Source organism: Zobellia barbeyronii (genome assembly GCF_018603515.1).
In the GTDB taxonomy this organism is placed as follows: domain Bacteria; phylum Bacteroidota; class Bacteroidia; order Flavobacteriales; family Flavobacteriaceae; genus Zobellia; species Zobellia barbeyronii.
On the sequence record NZ_JACATN010000002.1, the window covers coordinates 980713 to 994803 of the forward strand.

Annotated in this window: 11 protein-coding genes; 3 read left to right on the forward strand and 8 right to left on the reverse strand. The window is 38.4% G+C overall.

Going from position 1 to position 14091, the window contains the following annotated elements; genetic code table 11:
* Positions 1-5: 5 nt before the first annotated feature.
* The 4 genes from HW347_RS08615 to HW347_RS08630 form a co-directional block, all read right to left on the reverse strand.
* Positions 6-725 (reverse strand): gluconate 2-dehydrogenase subunit 3 family protein, encoded by a 720-nt coding sequence (locus HW347_RS08615; protein ID WP_214611530.1) that lies wholly within the window; start codon positions 723-725, stop codon positions 6-8.
* A 2-nt stretch (positions 726-727) separates the two neighbouring features.
* Positions 728-2446: a GMC family oxidoreductase gene (locus HW347_RS08620; RefSeq protein ID WP_155595635.1), complete on the reverse strand. Its 1719-nt coding sequence runs from the start codon at positions 2444-2446 to the stop codon at positions 728-730.
* Positions 2447-2536: 90 nt separating this feature from the next.
* On the reverse strand, positions 2537-4555 hold the full coding sequence (locus HW347_RS08625) for a thioredoxin domain-containing protein (RefSeq protein WP_317195306.1): 2019 nt from the start codon (positions 4553-4555) through the stop codon (positions 2537-2539).
* 161 nt (positions 4556-4716) lie between these two features.
* A complete protein-coding gene (locus HW347_RS08630; RefSeq protein ID WP_214611467.1) occupies positions 4717-6105 on the reverse strand; it encodes a sialate O-acetylesterase in 1389 nt (462 codons plus the stop codon).
* Between the two features lie 119 nt (positions 6106-6224).
* Between HW347_RS08630 and HW347_RS08635 the strand changes: the two genes are divergently transcribed.
* From HW347_RS08635 to HW347_RS08645, 3 genes are all read left to right on the forward strand, one after another.
* Entirely contained in the window at positions 6225-7601 is a 1377-nt protein-coding gene (locus tag HW347_RS08635) for a Gfo/Idh/MocA family protein (RefSeq protein ID WP_214611468.1), read from the forward strand.
* Between the two features lie 207 nt (positions 7602-7808).
* Positions 7809-8921 carry a GDP-mannose 4,6-dehydratase gene (gmd, locus tag HW347_RS08640; RefSeq protein WP_214611469.1) on the forward strand — a complete coding sequence of 371 codons (1113 nt, stop codon included), beginning with the start codon at positions 7809-7811 and terminating at the stop codon, positions 8919-8921.
* 1 nt (position 8922) lies between these two features.
* Positions 8923-10008 carry a GDP-L-fucose synthase family protein gene (locus HW347_RS08645; protein ID WP_214611470.1) on the forward strand — a complete coding sequence of 362 codons (1086 nt, stop codon included), beginning with the start codon at positions 8923-8925 and terminating at the stop codon, positions 10006-10008.
* Between the two features lie 88 nt (positions 10009-10096).
* Here the strand turns inward: HW347_RS08645 and HW347_RS08650 are convergent, their stop codons facing one another.
* From HW347_RS08650 to HW347_RS08665, 4 genes are all read right to left on the reverse strand, one after another.
* The gene (locus HW347_RS08650; protein WP_214611471.1) at positions 10097-11248 is read right to left on the reverse strand and encodes a Gfo/Idh/MocA family protein; all 1152 of its coding nucleotides are present in this window, start codon (positions 11246-11248) and stop codon (positions 10097-10099) included.
* 39 nt (positions 11249-11287) lie between these two features.
* Positions 11288-12100 carry a sugar phosphate isomerase/epimerase family protein gene (locus HW347_RS08655; protein ID WP_214611472.1) on the reverse strand — a complete coding sequence of 271 codons (813 nt, stop codon included), beginning with the start codon at positions 12098-12100 and terminating at the stop codon, positions 11288-11290.
* Between the two features lie 86 nt (positions 12101-12186).
* Positions 12187-12999, reverse strand: coding sequence for an alpha/beta fold hydrolase (locus HW347_RS08660; RefSeq protein WP_214611473.1), 813 nt, complete (start codon positions 12997-12999; stop codon positions 12187-12189).
* Positions 13000-13023: 24 nt separating this feature from the next.
* On the reverse strand, positions 13024-14052 hold the full coding sequence (locus HW347_RS08665; protein WP_214611474.1) for a sugar phosphate isomerase/epimerase family protein: 1029 nt from the start codon (positions 14050-14052) through the stop codon (positions 13024-13026).
* Positions 14053-14091 lie beyond the last annotated feature (39 nt).

The window sequence follows — 14091 nt, forward strand, 5'->3', positions numbered from 1 at the left end:
TTTATCTATGTTAGTAAATTTCCCTTTTCGTCCCATTCAGCAATATCGTTTCTCTTACTTTGATCCACACATTTTGCAATCCATTCTGGATCATATGCTACACCATGCTTTTTAAGAACCTCATCTGGAACACCGTCCCAAACATTGGGTGAATTACCCTTGTACCCCAAATCTGCAATTCCCACTTTAGACGTGTAGTAACCTGTAACCACAAGATTACGCATCAATGCGAAAAATTGAATTTCTAAGGGTTGTTCATCCAATGGTATATCCAAATCATGGTTACAGATTGTATCCAAAATCTGTTTTTGTTGCTCCAAGGTAGCTTCTTTAAACTCTATTTCATTATCTGAATTAGATCTGTGGTCTAACCACATTAGACCTCCCAATAACGTATTCTGCATATCGGGCATATCTTTACCAATAAATTCAATAAATGCTGGAACATCTGCTTCAATAGGACCACCGTGCGGTTCTTTTGGCGGAAGGATAACGGTGCTTAAAACAGCAATGGTTTCCATCTCATGTTCGTTGAACAATTGCTCCGCATTCAATTTTTCTACACGCTCAATTTCTTTAGGCGTCCTGCCATAATAATTGGTATCTGTAGTAACTGCTGTTTCTGGCAATACGGGCTCGTCTCCTTCGGTCTTACATCCGTGAAAGGCAAGCGCCGAAGCTCCTGCACCAAGAATCATGGTCTGTATACTCTTTCTTCTGTCCATCATTACAGGTTTTGTTGTTTCAATTGTTCAATAATATAATCCGATGCTCTCCAAGACAAGGCCAAGATGGTCCAAGTACAATTTTTATCGGCTTGAGAAACGAATGGTCCTGCATCAACTATAAAAACATTGTCCACATCGTGCAATTGGTTGAACTTGTTGGTTACAGAAGTTTTGGGGTCATTACCCATTCGGGTAGTTCCTACCTCATGGATAATTTCTCCTGGAGCATGAAGACCATAGTCCTTATCCTTGCCTGGTTTATTCAAATAGATTCCACCCATATTATGGGAAATCTCTTCAAAAGTATCCTGCATATGCTTCGCTTGGCGAACCTCAATATCTGACCATTTATAATTGAATTTTAGTACAGGAATACCATAATCGTCTACAGTAGTCGGGTCTATCTCACAGTAATTTTCCTTTACCGCTAAACCTTCTCCTCTACCGCCAAAACCTACTATTGCTCCATAATACCGCTTAACGTCATCACGCAGTTTATCTCCATAACCACCAGTGGGTTGTCCCACCAATTTATTAAAACTGTCCTGATCAAAACCGAAGCCGTAATTAGGTTGCCCCATACCGCCCCAAACTTCAATATGATATCCTCTAGGAAAACCTAATGCTTTATTGTCTCCCCACCAAGGTGAATAAACGTGCATACCTCCTACACCATCTTCGTTATAAGAAACATCTCGATCCATTAAGTCTGGTACGAAAGCCATACCACTACTACCGGTAGAATCATGTAAATATTTACCAACAAGGTCACTACTATTTCCTAGACCGTTTGGATGTTGCTTGCTCTTACTATTTAAAAGAATACGTGCCGAACTACAAGCCGATGCTGCCAGTACAACTACTTTAGCTTTTAACTTATACTCTTTTCTATCTTCTTTATTGATGTACGAAACACCAGTTGCCTTACCTTCTGCATTGGTAGTTACCTCACGTACCATAGCATTCACGAAAATCTTTACTTGACCACCGTTCTTTTGAGCAGGAAAAATTAAACAACTACCAGCTGAGAAATCTGCATATACAGAACATGACCTTGAACATTGTCCGCAATAAAAACAGACTCCACGCTCATTATTAATTCGTTTCGTAAGCATTGAAAGCCGACCAGGAATTACAGGAATACCAGATTTTTTAGCTCCTTTTATATAAAAAAGTTCATGTAACCTTGGTTTTGGTGGAGGGAGAAAAAAACCGTCTGGGTCATTTTCTAAACCTTCGTTGGTACCAAAAACCCCAATTAATTTATCAACTTTATCGTAGTATGGTTTTACATCATCATAACCTATTGGCCAATCCTCACCATGACCATCACGTGTCTTTCCTTTAAAATCTTTTGGTCCAAATCTTAATGAGATTCTTCCCCAGTGGTTCGTTCGCCCACCTAGCATTCTAGAACGCCACCATCTAAAATTAGTGCCCTCTGCCTGAGTATACGGTTCACCGTCAACCTCCCAATCACCATAGGACATATCCCACTCACCAAAGGCACGTGTGGTACCTGCACCACGACGTGGAGAATCATAAGGGTTCTTTAATTGAGTCATTGTTTTGGGATCTGCAGGATCGAAGAAAGGACCTGCTTCTACAACGGCTACTTTTAAACCGGCATCTGCCAGTTGTTTTGTAGCCATACCTCCACCTGCCCCGGAGCCTACGATAATAACGTCGTACTCCTCAGGGTTTTCCTTTATTTGCATATGTTGTTTGTTAGTTTGTTTGCACAATTTAAAATAAAAAGTGTATCCCTACCACTTTTTTAACACTGGGTTTCACGTCTACTTTTACAACTAGAAGTTTTTTAATTGCCTAAGAGCTTCATCTATAGTTTTTACAGGAAGTTTACATGTTGTATTCTGACATACATAGATAAATGTATTATCTACCACATAACGATCTTTAAAAAGAGGCGCTTCACTCTTTGCTTTGCTTCCCACTATCAAAGAATTTGATAATTGAATTTCGTTTAAAGCCTTCACCAAAATATCTGCGTCTTTACCCACTACTGCAATCTCAAAATAAGGATACGTATTATTTAATAGAAGCGAATTCCATTTTGAATAACTTGGTGCACTTTCTTTAATCGCTGGCACCATTGCAGATAACATTAGTTTTGACTTTGCAGTGTAGTCCGTATTATACTCCAAATGCCCCAATTGAAAAAGATTATTTGCCATGACTGCATTGGGAGAAGGGATTACACCATCATCGGTCTTAATTATTTTAGCGATGAGATTATTGCCTTCATTATAATGGTACATACCGGATGCTTCATCTGCAAAATCTTGTTCTACCGTCTTATTCAACTCCTTGGCAAAATTGAGGTATTCCGTATTTAAAGTAACTCCATAAAGTTGAAGCGAAGCATCTATCATGAAAGCATAATCCTCAATAAAACCTTCTTTACGCTGACTTCCTTTTTTATACGTATGTACTAGATTTCCGTTTTGATAGGAATTCGATTTTATGAAAGAAAAAACACTTTCGGCTTTTTCTAAAAATTCATTCTGACCAAAAGCCTTGTAAGCATCTACCAATCCATTAATTAAAAGAGCATTCCAAGATGTTATAATCTTATCATCGCTTCGTGGGCGTACTCTTTTACTTCTTGCTTCTAACAGTTTTTTATTCCATTCGGATTTTATAAAATTTAGCTTACTCTGCTCTATACCGTGCTCCTTTACGAACGTAACATCATCTACCTTTCTGTGTAAAACATAATTTTCATGCTCCCAAACAGCTTCTTTGTTTATAGTGTAATAGTCCGAAAAAAGTGCAAAACCATCTCCCAAAACCGACTTTAATTCTTCTTCTTTCCAAACATAGAATTTACCTTCTTCCCCTTCACTATCTGCATCCAAAGCGGCATGGTAGCCTCCATTCTCATCTTTCATTTCCCTGTCTAGAAAGTCTATAGTTTCCCAAACCACATCTTTGTACGCATCATCTTTAAAAATAGTATATGCTTTGGAATACAGACTTAATACCTGAGCATTATCGTAAAGCATTTTTTCAAAGTGTGGCACTTTCCAAAAGGCATCTGTGCTATATCTATAAAATCCACCACCTATCTGGTCGTAAACACCACCCAAGGCCATTTTATCTAACGTATTTCTAACATGATTCTTGGCTTTTTCGTCTTTTACTAAATCAGCATAATTTAATAGAAAATCTAGATTTGTGGGAATCATAAATTTCTGAACGCCCTTTTCTCCACCTTCTTCTAAATCCCAGTTCTGACTCCAATTTTCAACACTGGTTTTTACAGCTTCTTTGGTTATAGCTTCAAAATCCTTTGCAGGCTCTACTAAATTAGCTTCGGCAATACCAGCTGCCACCATATCCGAATATTCTTCGGCCTTTTTAGGATCATTTTTATATAGCTCGCTTATTTTGGTCAGTACTTTTGTCCACTGGTCTTTAGTATGATAAGTTCCCCCGTAAAGAGGTTTTCCGTTGGGTAATGTAATGACATTTAAAGGCCACCCACCATTTCCTGAAATCAATTGCAATGCAGTCATATACACTTGATCAACATCTGGGCGTTCTTCACGATCTACTTTAATATTGATGAAGTTATCGTTCATGATTTTTGCGACCTCCTCGTTCTCAAAAGTCTCGTCTTCCATTACGTGGCACCAATGACATGAAGAATAGCCAATACTAACCAATACCAATTTGTTTTCTTTTTTGGCTTCCTCTAATGCTTCTTGGCTCCAAGCTCTCCAATTTACAGGGTTATGGGCATGCTGCAGCAAGTAAGGACTTGTTTCCTCAGCAAGGGCATTTGTGTATTTATGTGTTTTCACTTCCTGCTCGGTTTTATTCTCTTTGCATGAAACATTAAAAAACATGACTAGCATTATAAAACCGGTCAAAAATCTAGAAAATATTAAGGTCATAGTACGCTTCTTATTCCACGAAATTATATGAATACCGTGCGTTGAATTAAAAATTAGTTACTTACCAATTACTCACTTTTAAAGGACGAAGCCGGCAAACCTGCTGCATTGAAAAGATTTGGTTCTGCAATATTGTCCCATGCAAAACGCACATTTAAAGGTTCCTTAACTTCTTTTGAAGACAAAATAACCTTATCATTTTTAATTATCGCCTTCGCGGGATGGTATGTTCCATCAGCGCCAGCTACTTCAAAATGAGTGACTTTTTTCCCTTTAGACATAAGTCCGGCTGAATGGTCAAAAATCACCTCTATCTTTTTTCCTTGCGGATGCACCTCTTTAAAAAGCGGGCCGTAAACTTCTCCTTCAAAACTATTATAGGTTTCCTTTAAAGCTAAATTCGCAAGACGTAAACCTACGTCTTGTTTGTTGGTTGGATGAATATTATCTATTGTAGCTATATCACTTACGACTACCATACCAGAATTTGGTATCGTTTTCAGAACACGCCTCTGTGCATCTCTAATCAGTACCCCTTGTTCTGGTTCTTTATAGTTAAATGGCGCAATTTGCACGTAATAAAATGGAAATTCAGAATCCCACGCGTCTCGCCATGAGCCTACCATTTCAGAAAAAAGTTTACCATAAACATCAGACCTACCTCTATTAGACTCCCCTTGGTACCAGATAGTTCCGGCAATTTTAAAAGGAGTAATAGCATGTACCATTCCGTTATATAAATGTGATGGAGAAACAGGGCTCCATTGCGTTTCTTCCACACTTTCGGCAGAAGTTTTTAAATCTTCATTTTCATCAAAAACCGATTTAGGCGTCCAAACTTCGGCAGGAGTACCTCCCCAAGCATTATCAATAAGTCCAATTGGAACATTTAATTCCCCTTGTAACCTTCTTGCAAAAAAATAAGCAACTGCACTAAAATCTTTCATAGTCTCAGGAGCACAAACTTCCCAAGTACCCGGTATATTATCTTGAGGATAGTCTGAAGTACGTCTAGCAATTGTAAAAAATCTAATGTTAGGGTAATTAGCGTTTTTTATCTCCTCTTCTGCATTGTCAATACCCTTGTCAGTAGTTGCGCTCCACTGCATATTAGATTGGCCGGAAGCTAACCAAACCTCGCCAATCATAATATTTTTCAATACTATCTCAGTATCATTGCCTTTAAAGTTAATTTCATAAGGACCGCCAGCTTCAGGGGTATTTATTTCAAGATTCCATTTTGCATTTATGGTTGTTTTTACTTTGTATTCCTTGTTGTCCCAACTTGTAAGAACGGTAACTTCTTCCCCTGTATCTGCCCATCCCCAGAGCAAAACTTTATCATTTCGCTGTATCACCATATTATCTGAAAATATATTGGGCAATTCAATTTTAGCCCATATGGGTTGACAAGCGAGTGCTAATAAAAAAGTAACAATAAAAAATTTAGGTTTCATATAAATAGATATTAGTTTGATCAAGATTTAAATATACCAAATTATTAAAGTACCCCAATACTATAGTGATAATTGTAATGATTTAAATATCTTTAGAAAGCGAACCGAACACAAAACCAATGCACAAAAAAATCAGTTCTTTAAGCCGAAGGAATTTTATTAAAGGCACCTCTAGTCTCATGGCATTATCCACCTTTGGAGCTTATGGACTAGACTTTGCAAACAGAGAGAAACCATTACGAGTTGCACTGATAGGAACAGGTTGGTACGGAAAAAGTGATCTTTTCAGGCTTATACAAGTAGCTAATGTAGAAGTGGTATCATTATGTGATGTGGATCAGCACATGCTTGCTGAAGCAGGGAAATTAGTTGCCCTTCGCCAGAAATCCAAAAAGACCCCTCGCCTCTACGCCAACTATAAAGACATGCTTGCGGAGAAAGATTTAGATATCGTTCTTGTGGGAAGTCCTGACCACTGGCATGCGCTCCAAGGTATAGATGTATTAAAATCAGGAGCTCACCTCTACCTTCAAAAACCCATAAGTGTAGACGTAATGGAGGGCGAAGCTTTAATTGCAGCTGCAAATAAGTACGGAAAAGTTATTCAAGTGGGCACCCAACGGAAAAGCACACCTCATTTAGTAGAGGCAAAAAAGAATATAGTAGATGCCGGTTTATTGGGTAAAATCTCTCATGTAGAAATTTGTTGCTATTACCATATGCGGTCCAACAAAAACCCGCCTGTTCAAGAAGTACCCGATTTTTTTAATTATGATATGTGGACAGGTCCTGCCCCATTAAGACCTTTTGATGGATTACCTCATAGAGGGTGGTGGCGTGCTTTCATGGAATATGGAAACGGGATAATGGGTGACATGTGCGTTCATATGTTAGATACGGTACGATGGATGCTTGATTTGGGATGGCCAAAAAGAATAAGCTCTACAGGTGGTATTTATGTACAAAAGAATGGGAAGTCCAATATTGCCGATACCCAAACTGCCATTTTTGAATTTGATGAGCTAGATTGTGTTTGGAACCATAGGTCTTGGGGAACATCCTCCGACCCTGAATATCCATGGTCCTTTAAACTCTATGGAGAAAAAGGAACACTTTCTGGAGATGTTATGAAATATGATTTTGTTCCAACAGGCAAAGATCAAAAAATTCACGGTGACGTAATCTATGAAAGAGAACAATACCCCGAAGACTTAACAGAAAAGGGAATTGAACTACATGCCGCACCTGCTACAAGAGCTCACATGTTAGATTTTTTAGCGGCAATAGAAAATGGAACGCAACCAATAGCTAACATTCAACAAGCGCATATTTCCACTGCCAGTTGTATCCTTGCCAATATGGCCATGAAACTTGAGAGGCCTTTGATTTACGATCAAAAACAGATGATTGTAATGAATGACCCTGAAGCCACCAAATTGCTACAACGCAGTTACAGAAAAGGTTGGGAGCATCCTCTTCCGGAGATGTTTAGGTAAATATTATACACTGTTATCCGAATTGATAAAAAATCAATTCAACTTTTGACATAAAGCGAAGATCTTAATAGAGCTTTCTCAAAGTATGTACCTTACAACGATAATATCCTCATTTTTAAATAATTTTAAAGCCGATGTTACTCTTGTAAGAATATAAATCGACATCTTTGCGCAAGTAAATAAAAAAAACCATTAGAACTCGGCATTATGAAAAAATGTTTGATTACAGGAATTACAGGACAAGATGGAGCATACTTGGCTGAATTTTTATTAAAAAAAGGATACCAAGTTCACGGACTTAAAAGAAGATCCTCTCTTTTTAATACTGATCGAATTGACCACTTATATCAAGATCCTCATGTTGAAGGTAGAAACCTTCATCTTCACTACGGTGACATGACAGATAGTACAAACCTTATTCGCCTTATAAAGGAAATAGAACCAGACGAAATTTACAACTTAGCGGCAATGAGCCACGTTGCGGTTTCTTTTGAGACTCCTGAATATACTGCAAACGCAGATGGTATAGGTACTTTGCGTATTTTAGATGCTGTGCGTCTTTTAGGTCTGGAGAAAAAAACCAGAATCTATCAGGCTTCAACTTCTGAGCTATACGGAAAGGTACAAGAAGTACCTCAGTCAGAAACTACTCCGTTTTACCCTCGTAGCCCTTATGCTGTTGCAAAAATGTACGCATATTGGATTACGGTAAACTATCGTGAGGCTTACGGCATGTATGCTTGTAACGGTATACTTTTTAACCATGAATCTCCTATTCGTGGGGAAACTTTTGTAACTCGTAAAATTACAAGAGCTGCTTCTAGAATTGCATTAGGTCTTCAAGACAAGATATACTTAGGTAACCTTGATGCTAAAAGAGATTGGGGTCATGCAAAAGATTACGTAAGAATGATGTGGATGATTCTTCAGGCCGATGAGCCAGAAGATTGGGTAATTGCTACCGGTAAAACCACCACTGTTCGTGATTTCGTGAAAATGAGTTTTGCGCAAGCAGGAATAGAAGTTGAATTCAAAGGAGAAGGTATTGATGAAAAAGGAACAATTGTTTCTTGTAGCAATCCTGATTACCAAGTTGAAATAGGAAAAGAAATCGTTTCTGTAGACCCAAGGTACTTTAGACCTACAGAGGTTGATTTACTTATTGGTGACCCAAGCAAGGCTAACAATAAATTAGGATGGATTCCTAAATATGATTTGAAAGACTTGGTTGAAGATATGATGCAAAGCGATTTAAAATTGATGAAGAAAGACACTTACTTAAAAGAAGGTGGCTACAGAATCATGAACTATTTCGAATAGCATGAACAAGGACGCAAAAATTTATATTGCAGGACATAGGGGTCTTGTTGGTAGCGCCATTCTTAAAAAGTTGAAAGCAGAGGGTTTTTCTAATTTTGTATTGAAAACTCATGCTGAGCTTGATTTGATTGATGCTAACGCTGTCGCTTCATTTTTTGCCGAAGAAAAACCTGAATACGTTTTTCTTGCAGCGGCTAAAGTGGGTGGTATTGTTGCCAATAATACCTATAGGGCAGATTTTATTTACGCTAACCTTATGATTCAGAATAACATTGTTCACCAGAGTTATGTGAATAATGTGAAAAAACTTCTGTTTTTAGGTAGTACATGTATTTACCCAAAAGAGTGTCCGCAACCAATGAAAGAGGATTATCTTCTTACTGACACTTTAGAATATACTAACGAGCCATACGCCATTGCAAAGATTGCAGGTATTAAATTGTGCGAGAGCTACAATTTACAATACGGAACAAATTTTATTTCCGTAATGCCTACTAACCTTTACGGCCCTAATGATAATTTCGATTTAGAGAAGTCGCATGTATTGCCTGCTCTAATTAGAAAGATGCATTTAGGTAGAGCATTAGAAGCTCAAGATTGGGACAATGTTCGAAAAGATTTGAACGAACGTCCAATTGAAGGTGTAGATGGTAAATCTAGTGAATCTGATATCTATACAATTCTTGAGAAATACGGTGTAAAAAAGACCGGTGACAAGATGAGTGTGGAGATTTGGGGAAGCGGGAAGCCTATGCGTGAGTTTCTGTGGTCAGAAGATATGGCCGATGCATGTATTTTCATAATGAAAAGTAGAGATTTTAAAGACACCTACGATTCTGGTGAGAAAGAGATTCGTAATACCCATATCAATATAGGTACAGGTAAAGATCTTTCAATTCGAGAATTAGCCGAATCAATTAAGAATATGGTTGGTTTTGAAGGTTCTTTAAATTTTAATGCTGACAAACCTGACGGCACAATGAAAAAATTGACGGATGTCTCTAAACTTCATGGTCTAGGTTGGAAACATAGCATTGACCTTAAAGAAGGTATAGAAAAAATGTACAGCTGGTATCGTTCAGCCTAGTCATTAAAAATAGTAGATAAATAGAAATCCCGCTAAGCAATAAAGTTTAGCGGGATTTTATTTTGATAAAGAATTTGAAACTATCTTTCTAAACTAATCCGGTATCTTTCCAGCTTTTAGAATTGGCCGAGTTAATGACTGCTTCGCAAACCTTTTGTGTCATTAAAGCGTTTTCAAAACTAGGCTCGCAAGGTTCACCTGTTTCCAAGCTCTTTAGAAAATCGGCCACTTGGTGTACAAATGAATGCTCATACCCGATAGACGTACCTGGTATCCACCACTTATCCATATAAGGTTGGTCACTATCTGTAATTAGTATTCTTTTCCATCCTCTTACTATTGCATCATCTGCATGGTCATACATTTCAAGATAGTTCATATCATGCAAATCCCATCTCAGCGAAGCATGTTCTCCGTTTATCTCAAGGGTATTCAAAGCTTTGTGACCACGAGCATAACGAGTAGCCTCAAACACCCCTAAAGCTCCATTCTCAAAGTGACAATGAAAAATACATGCGTCATCTATAGTCACTTTTTGAACTTCCCCAGTTCCTTGGTGTACGCGTTCTTTGATAAAAGTCTCGGTAACTGCAGATACATCTTTTATTACACCATTCAACCACATGGCACTATCAATACAGTGTGCCAAAAGATCTCCCGTTACCCCAGAACCAGCTGCTTCTGCATCCAAACGCCATAAAGCTTCACCTCCTTGTGGTAATTCCGGACTAATAGTCCAATCTTGTAAAAAGTTAGCCCTATAATGGAATATCTTACCCAACTTACCGGAATCTACAATTTGCTTAATCAAGGTTACTGCGGGTATACGACGGTAATTATAAAATACGGTGTTTGCTACACCCGCTTTTTTAATTGCATCCACCATAGGTTGCGCTTCTGCTACAGAGCGTGCCAATGGTTTTTCACATAGAACCATTTTACCTGCTTCTGCAGCTGCAATTGCAATATCAGCATGCATGTCATTGGGAGTACAGATATCCACAGCATCAATATCATCTCTAGCGATAACTGCTTTCCAATCTGTTTCATAAGATTCAAAACCCCATTGCTCAGCAAAAGCTTTCACCTTTTCCTCTGTCCTGGCACACACCGTTTTTAAGACCGGGCGATATTCAAGTTCAGGGAAAAAATCACCACTACGCTTGTAGCCATTTGTGTGCGTCCTTGCCATTAAACCGGTCCCTATCAATCCTATACGGAGTTCTTTTTTGTGTGCCATTCTACTATAATTTTAAGTTTAAAAAATGTTCATATTCGTTTATATCAAAGGTCTAAGAACCTCTTCTATGTAAATACCATCTTTTAAAGTAACCCCATCTGGATCCGTAATTGCAGCATCACATTCGTCCTCTACAATAATCCATCCTTCAAAATCGGTTTCTTTTAGATAAGATGTTATTCCCTTAAAGTCAATTATACCATCACCCATTGCAGCCCATTTACCGTTGTCATACATATCCTTATAATGGACACAGTTAACCAGTTCACGGTACTGTTTAATAATAGGTAATGGGTCCATACCACCTTTGGCCATGTGTCCAACATCTGGTGTGTATTTAATCACGTTACTATCCAGACCGTTCAACAAAATTTTATAATCCTCTTCTGTTCTATATATTGAACCCATTGGAGAATTTGGATGATACGAGCATATTACACCTTCTCCGGCCGCTCTGGTCGCCACCTCATTTACACAAGTCAACAAATTCTGTTGGCGCTCTTGTAGATGCTCACGATCTTGTCCCGGCATTTGTACTAACAGCAATACAGCTTCTGGAAAATACTTCATGAACTCGATCCACTGATCTGAATTTCTTTTTTCCGCATCAGTTTCCCTTGGATTTCTCCAGTCTTCCACATGACACAAGACAGATAATTCAATATTATTTTTATCTAAAGTTTCTTTAAAAACTTTTGGATTTGTAAACCCGTTCATAAAACCTGTATCAGGCTCAATACCTTTGAATCCTGCTTTTGAGGTTACCTCTATAATATGGTTTAAATTATTTTTATATTTTTCCCCGGACATTGCCCAAGTATAGGTCTCGCAACCAATTTTTATTTTTGACATCGTTGTGTTATTTTTAGTTAGGATTGGATAGTCATTTACATCAAAACGATATGAGTTATTCACAAACGTTCTGAAAGTAGTCTGACTTAATAGTTGGCTTTTAACCAGTTCAACACTCTCGGATTGAAATCATCCAATTTTTCCCAATGGAAAGCATGACCTGCATTATCGTAAAGATGGAGTTCACTATTTGGAATTCCCTCAGATACCTCACGCACCATCCATTCTGGCACGAACATATCCTGCTTACCTCCTATTACAAGTGTAGGCGATTTAATTTGAGGCAATTGTGCTACCACATTGTGGTTGATACAGGCTTCTGCCTGAGCTTCCAATCCATGTAACGGTTGCTGTATAGCTTCTAAAGCTGCCCCTTTTTGCCCGCTTACCAATCCTTCATACTCTGCATCATCATCAAATGTAGGCTTGTCAAAAATTAGCAATTGCATAAAATGCGCAAACTGCTCTGGCCTTAAATGTGCTTTTATATGTGTTATATGTCTAAAAATAGCTTCCCCTTTTCTATCGCAACTTGCCCAAGGGCACATTGCCACCATAGCCGAGACTTTTTCAGGATGTCTAATGGACATCTCTAAAGCTATTGCTCCACCCATAGAAACGCCAACAACGGCTGCATTAGGTATGTTCAAGGCTTCTAAAAGTGCTGCACTGTCATCGGCCATTTGAGCCGTAGTATAGGGTCCTTCTGGCTTATCGGACATTCCTACTCCGCGATTATCAAAAATAATACAGCGGTATTCCTTCTCCCAATACGAAACGTGTTTTTCCCAAACCGAACACGCAGCGGTAATCCCCATAATTAGCAATAATGGTTTAGCTTCAACCGGACCTCTAGTTTCGTAGTATAATTGTATTCCGTTAACTGTAACAAATGACATAGTATATATATTTTCGTTTGTTAGTTAACTCCATCCATGTAATTCACGAACCTTGATAAGGGTTGCCAAAATATCATTCCATGTCTGTTGTTTCAGCATCACATCATTATCAAACATGCAACCATCCCAACAAATATGCTTAACAGCTTTTGTCAATTCTCCATTCCCATCTCTTAACCAAAATCCGGCATCGTTGGCAACATCTAATTTACCATTAGGATCAGTGGCCAAACAATGACGTCCTGTTTTATCATGCGATCCAGTTCCATGAGCTGTACCATCATTTTGAGCAACATGAAAATCTATAGTCCACGGTCTTAATGCATCCGTAACTGTTTTCAATCCAGCTTCCAATGCTTTTCTATCGGACCAATCAAAATCCTTTGGCAGAATTCTATCCTCTGGTGCGTTATAACCCAATAGGTAAAGTAATGTATGAGACATATCTGCTTGAAAACCAATATTAGGTCTATCCACAGCTTCTAAAGTTTCTACCATAGCCTTCCAACTATGCATACCTCCCCAACATATTTCTCCTTCAGCAGCTAATTTCTCATCATAATCGGCAGCTACATCGCAAGCCTCGCGAAACGTTTTAGCTATCAACTTAGTATTGCTTACTGGATCTTTGGCCCATTCTTCCGGACTTGAAGCAGAGTCAATTCTAATAACTCCATATTGTCTTACGCCATGTTCTCGGAAAATTTTACCAAAATGACATGCTCTTTGCACCATAGCTACAAAGGTCTTACGATCTTCATCGGAACCTAATGTGGGTCCTCCCCATATAGGAGCTACCAAAGTACCAATGTTCAGATTACGACCAGCAACCTTATCTGCAAGTCTTTTTATGTCATCATCAGAACTATGAATATCAACATGTGGATCAAATAGCCCAATATCTATACCGTCAAACTTAATACCATTCACTTCTGCATTTGCAGTCATATCAAGCATTTGGTCAAAGGAAATAGGTGGCTCTGAATCTGGTCCTTTACCAACAATACCAGGCCAGGAGGCATTGTGGAGTTTTGGAAAAGTGTTGTCTTTCATACTTCTGTTCTTTTAAATTAAACGTAACTACTTTTTAAG

What these genes read in the sequence shown, in the direction of transcription:
- HW347_RS08615 (WP_214611530.1), bottom strand. Translation starts at nt 725, where the DNA reads ATGGACAGAAGAAAGAGTATACAGACCATGATTCTTGGTGCAGGAGCT.
- HW347_RS08620 (WP_155595635.1), bottom strand. Translation starts at nt 2,446, where the DNA reads ATGCAAATAAAGGAAAACCCTGAGGAGTACGACGTTATTATCGTAGGC.
- HW347_RS08630 (WP_214611467.1), bottom strand. Translation starts at nt 6,105, where the DNA reads ATGAAACCTAAATTTTTTATTGTTACTTTTTTATTAGCACTCGCTTGT.
- HW347_RS08635 (WP_214611468.1), top strand. Translation starts at nt 6,225, where the DNA reads ATGCACAAAAAAATCAGTTCTTTAAGCCGAAGGAATTTTATTAAAGGC.
- gmd (WP_214611469.1), top strand. Translation starts at nt 7,809, where the DNA reads ATGAAAAAATGTTTGATTACAGGAATTACAGGACAAGATGGAGCATAC.
- HW347_RS08645 (WP_214611470.1), top strand. Translation starts at nt 8,923, where the DNA reads ATGAACAAGGACGCAAAAATTTATATTGCAGGACATAGGGGTCTTGTT.
- HW347_RS08650 (WP_214611471.1), bottom strand. Translation starts at nt 11,248, where the DNA reads ATGGCACACAAAAAAGAACTCCGTATAGGATTGATAGGGACCGGTTTA.
- HW347_RS08655 (WP_214611472.1), bottom strand. Translation starts at nt 12,100, where the DNA reads ATGTCAAAAATAAAAATTGGTTGCGAGACCTATACTTGGGCAATGTCC.
- HW347_RS08660 (WP_214611473.1), bottom strand. Translation starts at nt 12,999, where the DNA reads ATGTCATTTGTTACAGTTAACGGAATACAATTATACTACGAAACTAGA.
- HW347_RS08665 (WP_214611474.1), bottom strand. Translation starts at nt 14,052, where the DNA reads ATGAAAGACAACACTTTTCCAAAACTCCACAATGCCTCCTGGCCTGGT.